The organism is Halopseudomonas sp. L-58 (genome assembly GCF_056859475.1).
Window position 1 is genome coordinate 1 of sequence record NZ_JBSXON010000065.1, and the last position, 19,062, is coordinate 19,062.

The window sequence follows — 19,062 nt, forward strand, 5'->3', positions numbered from 1 at the left end:
TGACGGGGAAGGTGCGCCTGGAGCACGCCAAATCGGGCTATTTCCATCGATTGGCGCCCTAAACGGGAAGTAAACGAGCGCGACCGCTGCTGCCAGAAGCAGTGGACGTAATCATCGCGGCGAATTTCAACAGGCTGCTAGATATGTGAATAGCGTTCGCACCATCGTCACCAGTGAGGTACAGGCGCAGCGCGTAGAGCAGATCGGGGGTGCGGTCGCCTGAGGGTTTCTGGATGTTGATTTTCACACGGGAGAAGAGCTTGATGTTGGACAGCCCATAGCCCTCACAGGACTGCGGATCACACATCACAAGTGGATAGCGCAGCACTTCGTCCAATGGAATGCGTTTATGAACCAGCAGAGGGTGCCGTGCCGGCATTACAACCACCAGTGGATCGCTCCATGCCGCTTCGGCCACAATGCCATCTCCAACGTCGGCCGACTGCGCGAAGCCGACATCGTATAGTTCGTCGTTCAACCCCCGGATTTGCTGCGATAGCGGAATCTCGAACAGGCGGATCTCGATATCTGGATCGTCCTGTCGACACTGGGCAAGCAAGGCGCTCAAGCGTGGCGGGGTGATCCCGTCGGACAAGGCAACTCGCAGTTGGTCCTGATAGCCAGCGGCAACAGCTCTGATACTGTTGCTTGCCTGTTCAAGAGCAGAAAATACGCGCGGAACATGCTCCAGAAATACCTGGCCTGCACGGGTCAATCGCGTACTGCGCGTTGTTCGGTCGAAAAGGCGAACACCCAGATCTTCCTCCAGCTCCTTGATGGCGCGTGAAAGCGGGGACTGCTCAATGTGTAGCCGCTCGGCTGCACGAGCGAAGTGAAGCTCCTCAGCAACGGCGATGAAACATCGAAGATGACGCAAGTCCATTTTTTAGCACCAACTCAATCAACACCTCCTTTCTTAACCTTCAGGTTTATATTCACGCTCTTTATAGGCGAGCAACCGAAGTGCGTTGAACACTACTACCAAAGTTGAACCTTCATGGGCTGCGACGGCGGGACCAATTCCCAGACCGAGAATCGTTGCCGGGACCAGAATCGCCACAACGCCAAGACTGATGAAGAGGTTCTGGCGGATGATCTTCCGGGTGCGTCGACTGAGTTCGACCGCAAACGGCAGGTGCGAAAGATCGTCCGCCATCAAGGCAACGTCGGCAGTCTCCAACGCCACGTCCGAGCCGGCCGCCCCCATGGCGATGCCGACTGTCGCATGGGCCATGGCGGGCGCATCATTCACACCATCTCCCACCATCGCGACCTCAGTGGTGTCGCGCAGCTTTTTGATGGCCTCTACCTTGTCCTCCGGCATCAGATCACCCCATGCCTCGTCCAAGCCAACGTGCTTGGCGACGGCATCGGCGACGCGTTGGTTGTCGCCAGAAATCATGATCATGCGATTGATACCGATGGCACGCAGGCGTTCGAGCGCCGGCCGCGCCGTTGCGCGTGGCGTATCCATCAAACCGATGACCCCGAGATCACGACCTGCGCGGCGTACCGCCATGGTGGTGCGCCCCTCGATGCGGAGCCGTTCGACCGCCTCGGCGACCGGCTCCGTCAAGGCGGGTATCCTGTCGCTGCCGAACATTTCCGCCTTGCCGATTTCCACGGCATGTCCCTCGATCTCGGCGATCACCCCTTTGCCGGTGAGGCTACGAAGCCCGGATGCAACGGGAAGCGTCGTGCTGCCAAGGCGCTCCACGCCATCCTGTGCGATGGCCCGCGCCAAGGGATGATCGCTCAGCGCTTCGACGGCAACTGCCGTGGCCAGTAGCTCGGTCTCGTTGACGCCCGGTGCTGGCAGGACATCGGTGATACGTGGCCGTCCTTCGGTCAAGGTGCCGGTCTTGTCGAAGGCCAGGGCATCAAGCGAACCGAGCTTCTCAAGCGGGGCTCCACCTTTTATCAGTACACCGCCACGAGCAGCGCGCGCGACGCCAGACAAGATGGCGCTCGGCGTTGCTATGGCGAGCGCACACGGGCTGGCCGCTACCAGTACGGCCATGGCGCGGTAGAAACTGTCCCGGAACGGCTCGTCTACTACAACCCAGGCGAACAAGAGCAGGAAGGATGTAGCCAGTACGGCCGGCACGAAGACGCGTTCGAAGCGGTCAGTGAGTCGCTGCGTGGGAGATTGCCGCGTCTCGGCTTCGCTGACCATTTTGACCACGCGGGCCAGCGCGCTTTCCGAGGCAAGTTTGGTCACGGCGATGTCTATCGCGCCGGCACCGTTAATGGTGCCGGCAAACACGCGATGCGCCGCGTCCAAAAGATCAGGCCGGATATTGGCCTGCGCCGGGTCGGGAACCGGGCGTTTATCGACGGGCACGCTTTCTCCAGTGACCGGGGCCTGGTTGATGCTGGTTTCGCCGGACACCACGAAACCGTCGGCTGGCAAACGTTCGTTGGGCCGCACGAGCACCAAGTCACCCAGAACCAGTTCCTGCACGCCTATTTCCCTGACCTCGCCGTCGCGGCGGACACGGGCGGTCTCCGGCGCGAGTTCGGCCAGGGCTTCAATCGCCCGCTTGGCCCGGCCCATGGCGTAGTGCTCCAGCGAATGGCCCAGGCTGAACAGGAACAACAGCAGGGCGCCTTCGGCCCAAGCACCGAGCGCTGCCGCACCAGCGGCGGCGACCAGCATCAGCGTGTCGATCTCGAAGCGTTTGAGCTTCAGGTTCTGAACCGCTTCTCTGACGGTATAGAAACCACCAAAGAAGTAGGCACCGAGATAGTTGGCGACGGCGAACCAATCTGTGACGGGCGCCCACTTGTCCAACGCGAAGCCGGTGGCAAGAAGTCCTCCGCACAGCAGGGAGAATATCAGTTCACTGTTTTCGCCAAAGATACCGGCGTGACGGTGAGCATCCCCGTCACCCTCCGGGTGTTGATCGCTGCCCCTTTCATGCGGAAGGGCTTTGGGCTTTCGGTTGACACCAACTTCCGCGAGCGCGTCACGAATGTCATTCTCTGAGATTCTTTCCCTATCTAATTCCACTCGCACCACACCCCCAATACTGACTTCTGCTTCCAATACGCCTGGCATGGAGAGAAGTCGTTTGGTCAAGGTGCGCGCAAGCCGCTGGTGTGTGACACCCTCGACCTGCCAGATCAGATGGCCGTATTGCTGGGTAATGCGTGCACCGGCAGCTTCAACGAGTTCGCGGATACGCGCGAGCGATAGCTCGTCGGAGGCATAATGAATGCATACCTCATGCGTCTGATTGTTGGTGCCGCTGCGGATATGAACGTTTTCCACCCCCTGTTGTGCTCGCAACTCAACGAGAAGACGCTGTACACAGGCGTCAGCATCGTGCGCAATATCTGGCAGCAGAATGGGAAGATCGATCTGTAGTTTTTTTGTCATGGCTTCTCTCCCAATCGCATTTTTCCACTGCCTCCGGGAATTCTGACAAGGACATATTTCTTGCTCTCTATGTTCGCCCTCTGGCTGGAAGACGGTAGTCGGTGCTGTATTTGATCGAATTGTCTTTTGGTAACTGCCATATAGACATCGCCGTTCATGTGCCTCAGTCGAGCACTCACTTGCTCGATGGACACCAGCTCTGCCATCCCCCTTGAGTAGTAGCGTGCGGAAAACGGCCTGCTATCGATGTACCAAAAATTGGCATTCGCGCCGGACGCATCCTGCACGTATCGCACTAATTCTCTTTCGGTATTGATCAGATTCGGCTGCAGCACGGCTGTCAGCGACGCAACCAGCGTCACGGTTGGCACCAGCGAAGCGAGTGTTGCAGTCACATATCGAGGGGGCACTGAAAACGACTTCAGTTGTCCCTCTTGCCAGGCAGACAACGCCCTCCCCATCAGAATCGAAAACGCTGGGATAGCGGGCAATACATAGGTCCATAGCAGATTGCTGGCAAAAGTGAAAAGTAATAATGCGAAAACCGACCATCCCAGCAGGTACGCGGTGAAAGGGTCAGCCAGGGCCCTTCTCAATAACTGACGACCGCCACGGCTGCCTGCTACGAACAACAGAGCTGCGAACGCTAGGATCCCCCATGGAAAGGTCGCCACGAGCCAAAAAGCCCAGATGCTGCCATAGGGCCGTATATGTGCCGTCCCGTAGAGGTCACCCTGCCAACCTGGATCGAGGTAACGCAGAACATGCTCGCCGAGCAGGAAATAGTTAAGGAAGCCCGGTGTTTTTAGCTCAGCCAGCACATACCACGGGAGGACCAGCGCTATAACAAGCGCTATTCCACAGAGCCAGGACTTTCCAGAAATACGAGACCACTGACATTGGCGGCAGATGAGCCAGCCTGTGGCGATCGATCCCACCACAAGCACACCAGCCAATGGCCCTTTGGCGAGAAGACCGATTGCCAAGCCTACGAATCCCAAAGCTCGCCAATACCATTGACCCAACACAAATCCAGCCATGCAGAGTGTGGTACCCAGTGCCAAGAAGGGATCTGTCAGAACTGCAATACCGGCTATGTAGGGCAACGCACAGGATGCGTAAACGATAACCGCCCAAAACGCTGCTCGTAGGCCCGCATACCTGCGAGCCACTGTGTGGATGACTGCAAGGATGGCGAGAAATGCTAGCAATGAGGGAAAGCGTACGGCCCATTCATCCAGACCAAACAATCGAATTGATAGCGCCTGTACCCAGAAAGAGAGAGGCGGCTTTCCCCAGAAAGGCACGCCAGGCTCGAACCAAGGTGTTATCCAGTCGCCACTTTCCGCCATCATTCTGGCAATTTCGGCGTACCGAGGTTCAGATGTTCCCGAAAACGGGATCAACACCATACCGAAAAGTTGTAGCGCAAGTATAAGAAAGAACAACCATATAAAACGGCGTTCGTACCATGGATGGCTCATCATTCCTCTCTCCTCGACAGAGCTGCATCATCATGTGGTAATTCACAGACCTCCTCGACCAAGTAAATCGGACGCTGCTTTGATTCCAGATAAATACGCCCTACATACTCACCAACCAAGCCGATCGAAAGCAGCTGGATACCACCGATAAAAGTCATCACCGCCATAAGCGAGGGATATCCGGAAACGTCCGACCCGATGATCAGTGTTTTGGCGACGATCAACGCACCGTACATGGCGCTTCCCAATGCGGTCAGCAAGCCCAGAAAGGTCACGCAGCGAAGTGGAGACACTGAAAAGGAAGTGAGCCCCTCCATTGCCAGACGCATCAGTCCAACGAAATTCCATTTACTGTCTCCGGCAGCGCGGGGGTCTCGGTCGAACGATATGATCTTCGTTGGCAAACCGATCCAGGCGAATAGTCCTTTCATGTAGCGGTTTCTTTCGCGCAGGCGCCCCAGGGCGTCAATGGCGCGACGACTCATCAGCCTGAAATCGCCAACATCCTCGGGAATGGTCACATCGCTCAATCGACATAGCAGTCGATAGAACATGTAGGCACAGAAGCGTTTCAGGGCACCTTCCCCATTCCTGGAACGACGCCGCATCAGGACGATATCCATCCCGCTGCGCCAAGCCTCAACCATGAGCGGAATGAGTTCAGGTGGATCCTGAAGGTCGGCGTCCATGATGATCACGGCGTGCCCTAGCGCATGGTCCAGGCCGGCTGTTGTCGCGGCCTCCTTGCCAAAATTCCGACTGAGCTTTACCAAACGAACCCACGGATAGGTGTAGGCCAACCCGGCAAGGTACCTATGGCTGTCGTCAGTACTGCCATCATCGACAAAGACGATCTCGTACTGGAAATCCAGTGAGTCGAGGGCCTTATGCAGTCGCTCGTACAAGCGGGGAAGAACGGGCTTCTCATTGAAGACCGGAATGACAACGGATAGGACGGGGCCGTTCGATGGAAGACGAGAAAGGTTCACGAGAAAACCCTCCTCTGAACCTGAAAGTTCATCAGGCAAACCAGCGAGGTCGTCATCAGCTGAGCGTAGGCGATGTTTACTCCGGCCCATTGATACAAAATCCCGAGCAGTATCAGGTTAGCGACCCAAGAACCGACCACGGATGCCAAATAGAGGAGCACGACACGTTCATGCGACTTGACGCAACGAAACACATAGCCTTTCTGCAGCCAGTAGTTCGTTAACGCTCCGGCCGCAGCGCCCACGGAACTTGCCCATAAGGCGGGGATATCCCAGGCCATCAGGCCCGACATCGCGCTCCAATGCACGGCTGTGGAAATTCCGCCCGCCACCAGAAAATGAGGAAATCTGGACCAGAGTCGTTGCCAGCCTTCTCGACATCTTGATGTTTGAGCGGGATAAGAAACCGGATGTAGTTTGCTCGTCATGCTCTGCCGCTCCCCGTTTCTTCCGGCTTCACCGCACGAGCAGCGAAGGTGGGCAGCACCATCAAGGTCAACACGGTGGCGGTGATCAATCCCCCGATAACGACGGTGGCGAGCGGCTTCTGTACTTCGGCCCCGGACCCTGTCGCTATCGCCATGGGGATGAAGCCGACGATGGCCACCAGTGCCGTCGTCAGCACGGCGCGAAGGCGGCTCGACGCGCCAGCGGCAGCGGCCTCCAGAGGCAGGTCACCAGCCGTCAGACGCTCACGAATCGCCTGCATCAGCACCAAGCCATTGAGCGTGGCCACACCCGACACCGCGATGAAGCCCACGGCTGCCGATACGGAGAACGGCATACCACGCAGCAGCAGTGCCAATGCGCCACCCACCAAAGCCAAGGGCACGCAGACAAAGACAAGCGCGGCTTCACGGATGGTGCCCAACGCCATGTACAGCAGACTTCCGATCAGCAGAAACACGACCGGAACCACCATCATCAAGCGCGCCTCGGCACGCTGCAGATTCTCGAACTGGCCGCCCCAGGTCAGATAGACACCTGCGGGAAGCGGCACATCTGCCACGGCGGTCTGAGCCTCCTGCACGAACCCACCCAGATCCCGACCGCGTACATTGGACTGCACCACGATGCGGCGACTGCCATTGTTGCGACTGATCTGGTTGGGCCCTTCGCGTACGTCGATACGCGCCACCGACGACAAAGGCACCACGGTGCCATCAGCTGCAACGATGGGCAGGGCCGCCAGTTGCGCAGGATCATTTCGGGCGACTTCTTCCAGCCGAATCACGACGTCGAAGCGGCGGTCGCCCTCGAAGATCTTGCCAGCGGATGTTCCACCGATACCGGTGGCCACGGCCTCACTGACATCGGCGGCGCTCAATCCATACTGGGCTGCGGCCGCGTGATCGATCTGGACCGTGAGCGTAGGCAGTCCAGAGACCTGCTCCACACGCACGTCCGCAGCCCCCGGGATGCCGCGTAGCTTGAGCGCGATCTGATCCGCCGTTCTCTGCAGGATGTCGAAGTCGTCACCAAAAACCATGACAGCCAGGTCGGTCCTCACGCCTGAAATCAGTTCGTTGAAACGCAGTTCGATGGGTTGACTGAATTCGAATGCGTTACCGATCTGATCACTCACCAGCGATTCGAAGCGCTGGATCAGTGCTTCCTTGTCCAGTGATCCATCCGGCCACTCGGCGCGGGGATGGAGCACGATGACACTGTCCGAAATGTTGGTGGGCATCGGGTCGATGGCCGCTTCGGCGGTGCCCGTGCGCGAGAAGATGGTTTTGACTTCCGGCTCATTCGCCAAAGCCCTCTCCAAGGCAAGCTGCATCGACAGCGATTGCTCCAGGGAAGTCGAAGGCACCCGCAGCGCCTGCATGGCCAGGTTGCCTTCATCGAGCGTCGGCATGAACTCTCGTCCCAATGAAACGAAAGCCGTCAATCCGATCGCCAGCATGAGAACAGCACCGGCGAATACCGCTCGCGGCCGCATCACCACTCGGCGAATGACCGGTTCAACCTTGGCACGCACGAAGCGGATAAGACGGGTTTCGTGCTCGCCATCATCCGAACGGCCATGCTCGTCACCCTGCATTTTGGGCTCACGCACGAACAGGGCGGCCATTGCCGGTACGAAGGTGAACGAAAAAATGAATGCGCCGACCAGCGCCAGCATGAGCGTTGCCGCCATGGGCTGGAAGGTCTTACCTTCCACGCCCTCCAGGGTGAGGATGGGGGCAAATACCAGCAGGATGATGACCTGACCGAATGCGGCTGGGCGAACCATCTTGCGCGCAGCCTGAGCGGCCACGTTCAACCGCTCGACCGGCGACAGGACGCGACCCAGTTCGGCACGTCTCTGACCGAGCATGAGCAAGGTTGCTTCGATCACGATCACGGCACCATCGACAAGAATGCCGAAATCGAGTGCGCCAAGACTCATCAGGTTGCCGCTGATCCCGAAGCGGTTCATGCCGATGACCGCGAACAGAAAGGACAATGGGATGATCAGTGCGGTGATGGCGGCCGCACGTAGGTTGCCCAGCAGCAAGAACAGCACGGCGATGACCAGCAATGCGCCTTCGGTCAAATTCTTCGCCACCGTCTTGATCGTTGCATTGACCAGTTCGCTGCGGTTCAGTACAGGCTCGGCGACAATGTCTGGCGGCAGCGAGCGGTTGACTTCGACAAGGCGCTCCGCTGCTGCCTGTGCGACCGTGCGGCTGTTGCCGCCGGCGATCATCAAGGCTGTGCCGAGTACCGCTTCGTGACCATTGCGCGTCGCCGCGCCCAAGCGCGGTGCGCGGCCCAAACCTACGCTCGCCACATCGGCGACGCGGATGACGAGGCCGTCGCGCCGGGTGATCGGCGCCTGCGCCAGATCGTCAACGGTTAGCGCGAGCGCATCGGCACGGACGATCAAACCTTCACCCGCACGCTGAATGAAACCTGCGCCTGCCTGAATGTTGGAGCGTTCAAGTGCTAGCACGAGATCGCCAAGCCCAAGCCCATAGGCCGCCAGTTGCTCGGCGTTGGGCCTGACCGCGTACTCCTTGACGTAACCTCCGATCGTATCGACGCCGGCAAGCCCTGGTGCTGAGCGCATCAGCGGCGCGATGATCCAGTCCTGGACCGTTCTGAGGTAGGTGGCGCGCTCTTCGGCCGTCGTGAGCCGCTCGCCTTCCGGCGTCAGATAGATTTCGTTCGCCTGCCAGCCTGGCTCGCCGGGGGAAGCGGTTTTATCCGGGTCGAATGGGGTGAAATCCACCGTCCACATCAGGACTTCGCCGAGTCCCGTAGTGACAGGTGACATCATCGGTGTCACCCCTTCCGGCAGATCTTCCTCTACCTCACGCATGCGCTCGCCCACTTGCTGACGCGCGAAGTAAATGTCGGTCTGGTCAGTGAAGATGGCGGTGACCTGTGAAAACCCATTGCGCGATATGGAGCGCGTGCTGGTCAACCCCGGTATCCCGGCGAGTGCGGTTTCGAGCGGATAGGTCACTTGGCGCTCGATTTGCGCGGGCGCCAGCGCAGGTGCGACGGTATTGATCTGCACCTGACGATTGGTAATGTCCGGAACGGCATCGATGGGAAGCCTGCTGAGCTGAAACAACCCGTAGGCCATGACGAGCGTCGCGGCGAACACCACAGCCCAGCGAAACTGAACTGATTTCTCAATAATCATTTTGAACATGGGCTTCGCCTCAGTGACCGTGCTCGGCCTCGCCCTTGGCGAGTTCGGCTTTCAACAGAAAGGCATTGGTGCCAGCAATGCGTTCATTACCGGACAGGCCATTGAGGATTTCAATGAACCCACCCGCACGCCGACCGACAAGCACCGGCGTAGCGCGAAAGCCGCTGTCCTCAACCACGAATACGACGGATTGCCCTTCCACCGTTTGCACGGCATCGGCAGGTACGGTGAGTCCGGCTTCCTGTGTGTCCGTCACGACAATGGCCGTTATCGGTGAACCGGCTGGCGGCAGATCGCCGGCAGTTGATCGCGCTCGGATAACCGTTGCACCACTTTGTTCGCGGGCATTGGCGGCAACGCCGACCACGACAGCGTCAAAGTTGCGGGATGTTCCCGTCACTTGGATGCGGGTTTCCGTGGTGACTGCAGATGCCAGCGCCGGAGGCGCGTTGAACACCAGTTCCACCCGGGCCGGGTCTGCGATTTCCGCCACAGCGCCGCCGGCCGCCACAACCCCACCGGGGGTGATATTCACGGCGCTGACGATGCCGGCAATCGGGCTGTTGATGGTGAGCCGCCCCGAGGTATCAGGTGATCCACTGGCGGCGACTTGCGCCTGCGCTGCCCTCGCCGCTGCGTCGGCGGCAAGAGACCGTGCCCGGGATGCCTCCATCTCCTGGCGGGCGACGATGCCTTGCGCAACGAGATTCAGGTCCCGTTGATAGACAAGTCGCGCTGCCTCCGCCTCTGCCACCGCGGCATCGGCGTTGGCACGCAATGTGGCGGCTTCGCCGCTGACGATGATCGCCAGCGATTGGCCCACCTCTACTGAGGCACCGGTAGCAACGAGAATCTGTTCAACCCGGCCGCTGGTGACCGCGGCGACAATGGCCTTGGCGTCAACCGCCGGTTCAACGCGGCCTGACAGTCGATATTCATTCCCTCCGCCACGGCTGACGTTGACGATACCGATGCCCGACGCCTTGATCTGCTGTTCCGTCAGTGCGACGACACCTTCTTCTGTCGACTCTCCCTCGTGTTCGTCGTGGTCATCGTGTCCTCCATCTTCTTCATGACCCTCGTCATGAAAGGCATGATCACCATCCTCGGCCTGCGCTTCATGCTCCGCATGCGGCACGAATTGGGCGACGCCGAAGCCAAGCCCTAGGGCGATCAGTAAAGCTGCTCCAATGAGGAGCCGGTTTTTGGTTGAGTTCATGAATGCTTCCTCAGAATGGAGCGCGGTCATCAAGGCCTGCGAGTTCAACTTCCGCGCGGACGCGCGCTAACCGCGCATTGACGGCCGTATTACGTGCACTGATCAGAGCCGATCGGATACTGCGCAGCTCCAGTTGCGAGATACGCCCGGCGTCGAACCCCGCACGCGCGAGTTGGTAGGCTTCCTCCGCCGAAGCAACGCCTTTGTCGGCAGCACGTATGCGGGTAATGGACGCATCAAGACGGGCTTGGGCAGCACTGCGATTCGCCTGGGTTTGCAGCTTTGCCGTGGTCAACCTGGCTGCTGCGGCACGTTCCTCTGCACGGGCAGCACTGATCGCGCCCTTGTTTCTGTCGAACAAGGGGAGAGATACATTGATGCCGAAGGTGAATGCCTCCGTGTCGTATTCCTGGAACCTCCGCACACCAAGCGACGCGCTTACCGCAGGACGCGCACGCAACCGCTCGACACTCACCGATTTACTCGCGGCCTCCAGTTCTGCCTCGGCAATCTGAACGGTGAGAGGATTGCCCATGGCCTGAAAGGAGGCATCAGGGGAGCGGTTCAATAGACTGGGTTCGATGGCGGTCACTGGCTGGACCAGCATCGCGGCAGCAGTCAGTCTGGCAAATGCGGCATCGCGGTTTGCCCGCGCTTCGTCCACTGCAGCACGGGCAGATTCAACTTCGCTGTTCGCCTGGATGCCGCGCAGTGAGGGTTCCCGACCTTCTTCGATCAGCAGCATGACTGCGTTCGCGTCCGCTTCCGTCAGTTCCAGCGCCTCGACAGCCAGTTCATATTGCAGGGAAGCCGCTTCCGCTTCGGAATAGATCAGCGCAAGACTGCCAGCGACCGTCCACTGTGTTTGATCACGCCGCAGCGCCGCGACCTTAGCTTCCGCCTGTGCGGCACCGATACGTGCGCCTCGCTGGCCCCACAGCTCCAATGGCTGATTGATGGAGAATGTTGATTCCGCAGCGTCGTAGCCGGAAAAGGGACCGCGACCGTAAACGTTTTCGGTTTCCACGGAGACAGAGGGATTGGGCAAAGCCCGCGCCTGTTGCGCGCGCGCATTGGCAGCGTCGAGCAACGCCTCCGCTTCAACCGTGATGGGGATGCGATCGAGGCTCTCGATCAATGCTTCATAGGGCGGAGCCGGCTCGGCCCGAGAAGGTAATGCGAATAAGACCGCTGTAACAGCCACAGCAAAGCCAACCGCCCACTGCGGTCGACTGAACGACGTGAACATGAGGAAACTCCCAAAGCTGAATGAGTTGACGAAACGGCCGCACGAAGGGTGCAGCCGGGAGTCGTCAGGCTTTGGGTGGGCGCATCAACCCGTCAGGAGTGCGAGACGCAAGGGCATCACTGGCTGGCCACTGATGCGCCGAATTGAGGGACTCGGTTTTGGGGGCCGTGCCCGGGGGAATGTGAGCGTAGATATGGTGACAATGCCCATGGCTACAGGCGTCATGACCACTGTCTGAGTCGGAACCATTGCTCTGGCTATCCACACTCTCATCGTGAGAATCCGCCATGACATAGTGAGCATCTACGCTCTCGGATGCACACAGAAACATGTCAGCCACAGATATGGCAACGAACGTTGCAAGCAGCAACGCCACCACCATGAGCCTATGTCTGATAAAAGTATGCATAATTTCGTCATGTTACCAAGAACCGGGGAAAAGCGGCAACACATTTCAGCGCCCAGCATCGCCACCGTACCGAGGGGACCGACTCGCCTTATGAAACTGTGGGGCCACGTTGCCTCCCGATTTCCCAGGTCACATGTCCCGCACGGACAGTCGCTGCGAGGGTGCTACCTAGCCGTTGCTCAATCACCGCCTTCCAGGGCACCAGGCTGAAACCCTTGCCATCATCGAGCATCGCAAAACGCCCGCTGGCCAGCATCACGCTGCGACGGTAGACGCCGCTGACGCGCTCGCCGTCACTGACTGTATGGGGCTCCAGGCCGGTTTCAGCGGCGATGATCCTGCCGCACGTCAAGATCACCGAACTACTACTGGAGGTGGACGAATGGACGGGCTTCACCCGGCACTTCACGCACCTGAAATCGGGCGACCTGGCCAAGGACAAGAATCTGTTGCTGACCACGATCCTGGCCGACGCGATCAACCTGGGCCTGACCAAGATGGCGGAGTCCTGCCCCGGCACGACCTACGCCAAGCTGGCTTGGCTGCAAGCCTGGCACATCCGCGACGAAACCTACGGGGCAGCGCTGGCCGATCTGGTCAACGCGCAGTTCCGGCATCCCTTCGCCGAGCATTGGGGCGACGGCACCACATCATCGTCGGACGGCCAGAACTTCCGCACGGGCAGCAAGGCCGAGAGCACCGGCCACATCAACCCGAAATACGGGAGCAGCCCAGGGCGGACGTTCTACACCCACATTTCTGACCAGTACGCGCCATTTCACACCAAGGTCGTGAACGTCGGCGTGCGCGATTCGACCTACGTGCTCGACGGCCTGCTGTACCACGAGTCCGACTTGCGGATCGAGGAGCATTACACCGACACGGCGGGCTTCACCGATCACGTCTTCGCCCTGATGCACCTCCTGGGCTTCCGCTTCGCGCCGCGCATCCGCGACCTGGGCGACACCAAGCTCTACATCCCGAAGGGCGACGCCGCCTATGACGCGCTGAAACCCATGATCGGCGGCACGCTCAACATCAAGCACGTCCGCGCCCATTGGGACGAAATCCTGCGGCTGGCCACCTCGATCAAGCAGGGCACGGTGACGGCCTCCCTGATGCTCCGAAAGCTCGGCAGCTACCCACGCCAGAACGGCCTGGCCGTCGCCCTGCGCGAGTTGGGGCGCATCGAGCGCACGCTGTTCATCCTGGACTGGCTGCAAAGCGTCGAGCTGCGCCGCCGCGTGCATGCCGGGCTGAACAAGGGCGAGGCGCGCAACGCACTGGCCCGTGCCGTGTTTTTCAACCGCCTGGGTGAAATCCGCGACCGCAGTTTCGAGCAGCAGCGCTACCGGGCTAGCGGCCTCAATCTGGTAACGGCTGCCGTCGTGTTGTGGAACACGGTCTATCTGGAACGGGCTGCGCACGCGCTGCGTGGCAACGGCCATGCCGTTGATGACGCGCTGTTGCAGTACCTGTCGCCGCTCGGTTGGGAGCACATCAACCTCACCGGCGATTACCTCTGGCGCAGCAGCGCCAAGATCGGCGCGGGCAAGTTCAGGCCGCTACGACCGCTGCAACCGGCTTAGCGTGCTTTATTTTCCGTTTTCTGAGGCGACCCCATCTATCAACCATCTGAGGGTGGTATCAGATTGATGGGGTGAAGGTGCCCCATCAACCATTAAATCCGTATACCCCGATCCGCCTGACGGAAGCAACTTTCGCCGCCACGCACCTGGGTGCTGTACTTGGCGTCGTAGGCGGCCTGCTTGTGGGGCAGCACATAGCGCAGCGGCGCGTAGCTGGCGAGCGTGAGTCGGCGGATTTCCTGATTGATGTCGCGGATGGCACGGAATTCGCCCGCAAGGTCCACGTCGGCCTTGATGTTGATGGGCGGCAGTCGGTCGGGGAAGCGGCCGGTCTCGCTGGTGCCGTAGTACTTCTCCACATGCCGCCTGGAGCGGGCAATGGTGAGATGATCCAACAGGGTGAAGTAGTCAAACCCCAGCATTTCCACCAACTGGCTGGGGGTCTTTTCAGCTTCGTCCAACGCCAGCCAGCGATTGAATTGCGCCTGCGCCTTGCGGGTCGTGGCCTCGATACTGGCGATGCCATGCTCCAGCAGAGCGGCGTCATCGCCTTCGGTGACAAAGGCAATCTGGTTGCGCAGGTCGGCCAGACGGTTGTTGACCGGCGTGGCCGAGAGCATGAGCACGCGGGTCTTGACGCCTTCGCGGATGATGCGTCGCATCAGGCGGTCGTAGCGCGATTCCTTGCCCTTGTGTGTGGCCTTGTTGCGGAAGTTGTGCGACTCGTCGATCACTACCAGGTCGTAGTTGCCCCAGTTCACATGTGACAGGTCGATGTCACCAGACACCCCGCCATCGCGCGACAGGTCGGTGTGGTTGAGCACGTCGTAGTTGAACCGATCAGCCGCAAGGATGTTGCGCTTGTTGTTGGCCTTGTAGAGCGTCCAGTTGTCGCGCAGGCGCTTGGGCGCCAGCACCAGCACGCGGTCGTTGCGCAGTTCGTGATACTTGATGATGGCCAGGGCTCCGAAGGTTTTGCCCAGACCCACGCTGTCGGCGATGATGCAGCCGCCAAAGCGGTTCAGCTTGTCGATGGCACCCACCACACCGTCGCGCTGGAACTTGAAGAGCTTTTTCCACACCACGGTATTGCGGATGCCGGTGGCGGACTTGACGATGCGCTCCTCGTCCATCTCGTCACCGCTGTCCTGAAACAGGCGGTGCAGCATCAAGGTGTAGATGGTGAAGGGATCGCGGTGCTCACCCAGCGCCTGCAGTGCTTCAAGGATGGACTCGCTCTCGTTGCGCTGGCCTTTGGAGTCGGTGGCATCAGCACCATGCAAGCCTGCCCACTGGTGATCAAACCATTGGGCGAGCTGCGCGGCTTCGTCGACCGTTTCTGATGCCTGAATCAGGTTCAGAGGGTTGCCCGGCGTCAGGCCAAGGCCAGACGTGTTGAAGGCAAAAGAACCCAGAATCACTTGCGCAGGAGCCCCGTCCGGCCCGCGCATAACGGCAGCTCCCTGTGGCACCCCTTTTGATGCCCGCCGAAGCGCCACTTTCTCTGTGATCCATTTCGCGCATTGATTGGCCAACCAGCGTGCCTGCAGACGATTGCGTGCAGCGCGGTCGCTCTCCGTACCCAAGAGTTCAAGTGCCTCGTTGTCAGGAGGCACGATCAATTGAACTCGATCCAGAGCAGACAACGCCTCCCGGATTTCTGCAAAGGCGTAGAGAGAGAACGAAGGCGTTACACAGTCGAGTCGGTTCCGTGCTTGAGGTGGGGCTGCATCAAGTCGATGACGCGCTGTGTTCCGGTGTTTTGGATCAGCTTCATGGTCGTTTCCGTTCAGTCAGCAATCGACGTTTCTGCACTCGGCGATGCATACCCCGGCGCCAGCACTGCATTGCGCACGCCGTAGATGGCGAGGTGGTCCTTCAACCAAAGCCGGTACTCAGGGCCGCGCAGGCTATGGTCGGGGGAGCAGTCCACACTCCATTTGCGCAGGATGTATCCGGCGGTGGCGGCACGCAGTTTCATGTGCAACACGCCGCCTCGCATGCCGTAGTCCATTTCAGTGATTTCTGGCCGGGGCTGATCCGGGTGAGGAACCAGCTCAAGTTCGACGATCCGTGTCCATTGAATGTCCTGATCGCTCATCTCGTGGGGCGCCACGAGCTGCCCCTTGCGCACCACGGGACGCTTGATCCGGGTGATGACGAAATCCCGGAATTCCTGCGATTTGCGGTCGAAGGCGCGGACGTGCCAACGCAGGCCGTTGTCGATCAGCGCGAACGGGACGATCTCCCGCACGGTGCGGCCACTGGAGATGGAGTGGTACTCGATCCCCATCGGGCATTCGTAGTGGATGGCACGAGTCACGCTCGCCAGGATGTCCAGGTCAGGGTGGGTGAGCCGGGACGGGCTCTCGCTGGCCACCCAGGCTTTGATGCGCATCGGTTCACCGTCGCCAAAACCCTGCGTCAGCCACGACAACACCCGCTCGGGCGGGAAATCGAAGATCGGCTGGAAGCTCGGGCCGAGGACGTAGAACTTGCCTTTGCCGTCGTAGTCGATGTTGCCGGGGGCGATTTCCTTGTACAGCGCCAGGTCCCTGGACGCAGCAGCGGACTGGATACCAAACCGCGCGACCAAGTCCTGGCGGCGCATCTCCCCAATGAAGCGCACGCGCAACTCCACGAACGCGAGCCGGTCACGCTGTGGCTGGGTTAGATCGGCAAGCTGTTCGTGGGGCATCTTGGTTGGCTCGTTCGGGTTAGCGAATGCTTATGCAGATTTCTGCAGAAAGTATATGAGCTGCTTGAAAAGACGTCTATAAATCCAAGCTGGTTTGCTAGTGCGCTGCATTATGATAACCATTTTTTGAGGCGCAAATGAGTGATCTGACGTGGACGAGTAGGCAATCAGCCCAGCGGAGCGCACCAGGAACGGCGTGGAATGGGGTGCATCCAGCAGGCCATCGCGGACGAAAACTGGTGCGAATAGATCCTTGATATGGAACAGGAGCATGGCCCATGGAACTGCGACACCTTCGCTGCTTTGTGGCTCTCGCAGAGGAGCTGCACTTCACACGGGCCGCCGAGCGCCTTCATATCGAACAGCCACCCTTGTCCCGCGCCATCAAGGAGCTTGAGGGCGATCTGGGCGTGGTGCTCTTCGTGCGCAACCGCCGAGGTACGGTGCTTACCGAGGCGGGCGCAACTTTCCTGCAAGACGTGCGCAGGGTGTTCGCCGCGCTGAAGCAGGCTCAGGAGAACGCTCAGGCGGTCGCGGCGGGCCTGAGCGGAAGCCTTCGCATTGCAGTGTCCGACGGCGCAATCGATCCCCGGCTGTCGGCCCTCCTGGCCCGCTGCCGCGAGGAGGAGCCGGAGATCGAGATTCGCCTGTCCGAAGTGCCGCTGGCCGAGCAGTTGCGCGGGTTGCGCTCGGGCGACTTCTCGATCGGGTTTGCGCACACGTCGGAGGTCGGCGATGACATCCTGACCGAGCCACTCTGGCACGACTCGCTGGTGGTCGCGGTGCCCGCCCGGCACCCCTTGCTTTCACACAAGGCCGTTCCGCTGCATCAGCTTGCGAGCTACCCACTGGTCTTATGCGACCCACAGGTATACGAAGGCTACTACCGTGAACTGGCGCGGCTCCTGCGACCGCTGGAGCGTGATCCCGACATCGCCGAGCACGTGTCCTCGCTGGACATGATGCTCACCCTGGTCGGTGCAGGCTACGGCGTTGGCTTCATCAGGGCAACCAGGATCGCGGCGAGCCTGCGCCCCGATGTGGTGATCCGCCCCCTGGCCATGGATTCCGCAGTCATCACAACCTACTTGCTGCGGCCCGTCAGCGAGGATTTGCCGGTGTCGGCGGAGCGGTTCATTGCGCGCCTGCGCGAGCACTCGGGCGATTGATGCGGCGGCAAGGGCCGTAACTGAAGTTCGCGGCCGCTTATGGCGAGCCTTGCAGCTCACTGCCAGAGTTGAGGTTTTTTTCAGTCGCCGCCATCAACTCGCTGGCGCTGATCCCGAGCGCGGTAGCAATTTTCAGTATCAGGGGAAGCGTAGGCACATGCTCCCCGCGCTCGATCTTGCCCATGTGCGAACGCGATATTCCAGCCTGAAATGCAAAGTCGTCTTGAGCGACGCCTTGCGCGACGCGAGCGGCACGCACGGCCCGCCCGAAAGCTAATGCTGGTTCGGATTCATAGGTGGGTGTGCCAGGTGGACGACCTGGCTGAATAGTAAGCTTCTGCATCGACAGAAGCGTCAAACAAACCTCTTAAATTAACCACGTTAAACATATAGACGTTAAAGTTCTCTCTTTACTATGATGCTGGTTTTCCCTTGACCCGCTTCGTCTCTTCTGTGGGTTCTCCATGGACAACCTCACCAGCCAACCCGCCCACCTCAGGCTTGCGATAGCGCCAGGCGTATCGTCATCGCAGCTTTCGGTGCTACTCGCGCTGCAACGTGCCGAAGAACCCGAGGTCAGCATCGCGTTCTTTGAGGTTGCTGGTGACGAGTTGCTTGATGGACTCCGTGAAGGCCGCTATGACGTAGGGCTGTCGCTTCAAGGGTCGAGCGATCCGGCCATCCAAACCCAGCCCTTGTGGATTGAGCACATGGCCGTTGCGATGCCGCTGCGGTTTCCCTTGCTGGATCAGGCATCGCTCACCATCGCCGATCTACAGGACTACCCGATCTTTCGCTGGCGGGCTGAGACGTGTTCACTGCTGGATCATCGGCTGCTCTCGCACCTGCCTGCTGACCAGCAAAATCTTCAGTACGTGACTTCCTTCGAGCTGATGGCGCTATGGGTTTCTGCCGGCTACGGTGTCGGGCTATCCGCGCAATCGCGCATCAAGCACGCCCATGGATGGGGAATCAGCATGCGAGCGCTGGACGACGGCCCCTACGAGATCGTGACGCACCTGCATAGACCCCAGGGACAAGCGAACTCTGTTTCCGAGCGATTCGAGCGAAGGGCACTGCAGATCGCAAAATCGGTCACTTCCTGATCGCAGTGGCTGTCGGTAGCCGCCAGCAGACGGCGGTGGATGTACGCCTTTCATCAAGAGGGCCGAGGTGGTAAGCTTAGAGGCCATTTCTGGCTTGGGTAACCAGAAAAAATCTTTAT

General features: G+C 59.8%; 13 protein-coding genes and 2 pseudogenes. 3 read left to right on the forward strand and 12 right to left on the reverse strand.

Annotated features, from left to right (window positions below):
- Window positions 1–58: 58 nt before the first annotated feature.
- The 9 genes and pseudogenes from AC13EY_RS10600 to AC13EY_RS10640 form a co-directional block, all read right to left on the reverse strand.
- Window positions 59–883 (reverse strand): LysR family transcriptional regulator, encoded by an 825-nt coding sequence (locus AC13EY_RS10600; protein WP_233048229.1) that lies wholly within the window; start codon window positions 881–883, stop codon window positions 59–61.
- Between the two features lie 33 nt (window positions 884–916).
- Window positions 917–3,382 (reverse strand): heavy metal translocating P-type ATPase, encoded by a 2,466-nt coding sequence (locus AC13EY_RS10605; RefSeq protein WP_482876479.1) that lies wholly within the window; start codon window positions 3,380–3,382, stop codon window positions 917–919.
- Window positions 3,379–4,869 carry an ArnT family glycosyltransferase gene (locus AC13EY_RS10610; protein WP_240787210.1) on the reverse strand — a complete coding sequence of 497 codons (1,491 nt, stop codon included), beginning with the start codon at window positions 4,867–4,869 and terminating at the stop codon, window positions 3,379–3,381. Before AC13EY_RS10610 ends, AC13EY_RS10605 begins: the two co-directional genes overlap by 4 nt.
- On the reverse strand, window positions 4,866–5,855 hold the full coding sequence (locus tag AC13EY_RS10615) for a glycosyltransferase family 2 protein (protein WP_482876477.1): 990 nt from the start codon (window positions 5,853–5,855) through the stop codon (window positions 4,866–4,868). The genes AC13EY_RS10610 and AC13EY_RS10615 overlap by 4 nt, the downstream gene beginning before the upstream one ends.
- Window positions 5,852–6,283: a GtrA family protein gene (locus AC13EY_RS10620; protein WP_080558857.1), complete on the reverse strand. Its 432-nt coding sequence runs from the start codon at window positions 6,281–6,283 to the stop codon at window positions 5,852–5,854. The genes AC13EY_RS10615 and AC13EY_RS10620 overlap by 4 nt, the downstream gene beginning before the upstream one ends.
- Window positions 6,280–9,504, reverse strand: a complete 3,225-nt coding sequence (locus tag AC13EY_RS10625) for an efflux RND transporter permease subunit (RefSeq protein WP_228247316.1) — start codon at window positions 9,502–9,504, stop codon at window positions 6,280–6,282. Before AC13EY_RS10625 ends, AC13EY_RS10620 begins: the two co-directional genes overlap by 4 nt.
- Window positions 9,505–9,514: 10 nt before the next feature.
- On the reverse strand, window positions 9,515–10,723 hold the full coding sequence (locus tag AC13EY_RS10630) for an efflux RND transporter periplasmic adaptor subunit (protein WP_040113352.1): 1,209 nt from the start codon (window positions 10,721–10,723) through the stop codon (window positions 9,515–9,517).
- Window positions 10,724–10,733: 10 nt separating this feature from the next.
- A complete protein-coding gene (locus AC13EY_RS10635) occupies window positions 10,734–11,972 on the reverse strand; it encodes a TolC family protein (protein WP_228247314.1) in 1,239 nt (412 codons plus the stop codon).
- Window positions 11,973–12,469: 497 nt separating this feature from the next.
- Window positions 12,470–12,715: pseudogene (locus AC13EY_RS10640) on the reverse strand (DUF3363 domain-containing protein); the annotation flags it as partial.
- On the opposite strand from AC13EY_RS10640, the pseudogene AC13EY_RS10645 reads away from it, so the two are divergent.
- A pseudogene (locus AC13EY_RS10645) lies at window positions 12,711–13,970 on the forward strand (Tn3 family transposase); the annotation flags it as partial. The pseudogenes AC13EY_RS10640 and AC13EY_RS10645 sit on opposite strands and share 5 nt — an antisense overlap.
- 92 nt (window positions 13,971–14,062) lie before the next feature.
- Here the strand turns inward: AC13EY_RS10645 and AC13EY_RS10650 are convergent.
- On the reverse strand, window positions 14,063–15,421 hold the full coding sequence (locus AC13EY_RS10650; protein ID WP_014596074.1) for a DEAD/DEAH box helicase: 1,359 nt from the start codon (window positions 15,419–15,421) through the stop codon (window positions 14,063–14,065).
- 338 nt (window positions 15,422–15,759) lie between these two features.
- A complete protein-coding gene (locus AC13EY_RS10655; RefSeq protein WP_014596073.1) occupies window positions 15,760–16,668 on the reverse strand; it encodes a WYL domain-containing transcriptional regulator in 909 nt (302 codons plus the stop codon).
- 278 nt (window positions 16,669–16,946) lie between these two features.
- Between AC13EY_RS10655 and AC13EY_RS10660 the strand changes: the two genes are divergently transcribed.
- The gene (locus AC13EY_RS10660; RefSeq protein ID WP_482876476.1) at window positions 16,947–17,837 is read left to right on the forward strand and encodes a LysR family transcriptional regulator; all 891 of its coding nucleotides are present in this window, start codon (window positions 16,947–16,949) and stop codon (window positions 17,835–17,837) included.
- A 37-nt stretch (window positions 17,838–17,874) separates the two neighbouring features.
- Here the strand turns inward: AC13EY_RS10660 and AC13EY_RS10665 are convergent, their stop codons facing one another.
- The gene (locus AC13EY_RS10665; protein WP_012206013.1) at window positions 17,875–18,195 is read right to left on the reverse strand and encodes a helix-turn-helix domain-containing protein; all 321 of its coding nucleotides are present in this window, start codon (window positions 18,193–18,195) and stop codon (window positions 17,875–17,877) included.
- Between the two features lie 106 nt (window positions 18,196–18,301).
- On the opposite strand from AC13EY_RS10665, the gene AC13EY_RS10670 reads away from it, so the two are divergent.
- A complete protein-coding gene (locus tag AC13EY_RS10670) occupies window positions 18,302–18,943 on the forward strand; it encodes a substrate-binding domain-containing protein (protein ID WP_034079873.1) in 642 nt (213 codons plus the stop codon).
- Window positions 18,944–19,062 lie beyond the last annotated feature (119 nt).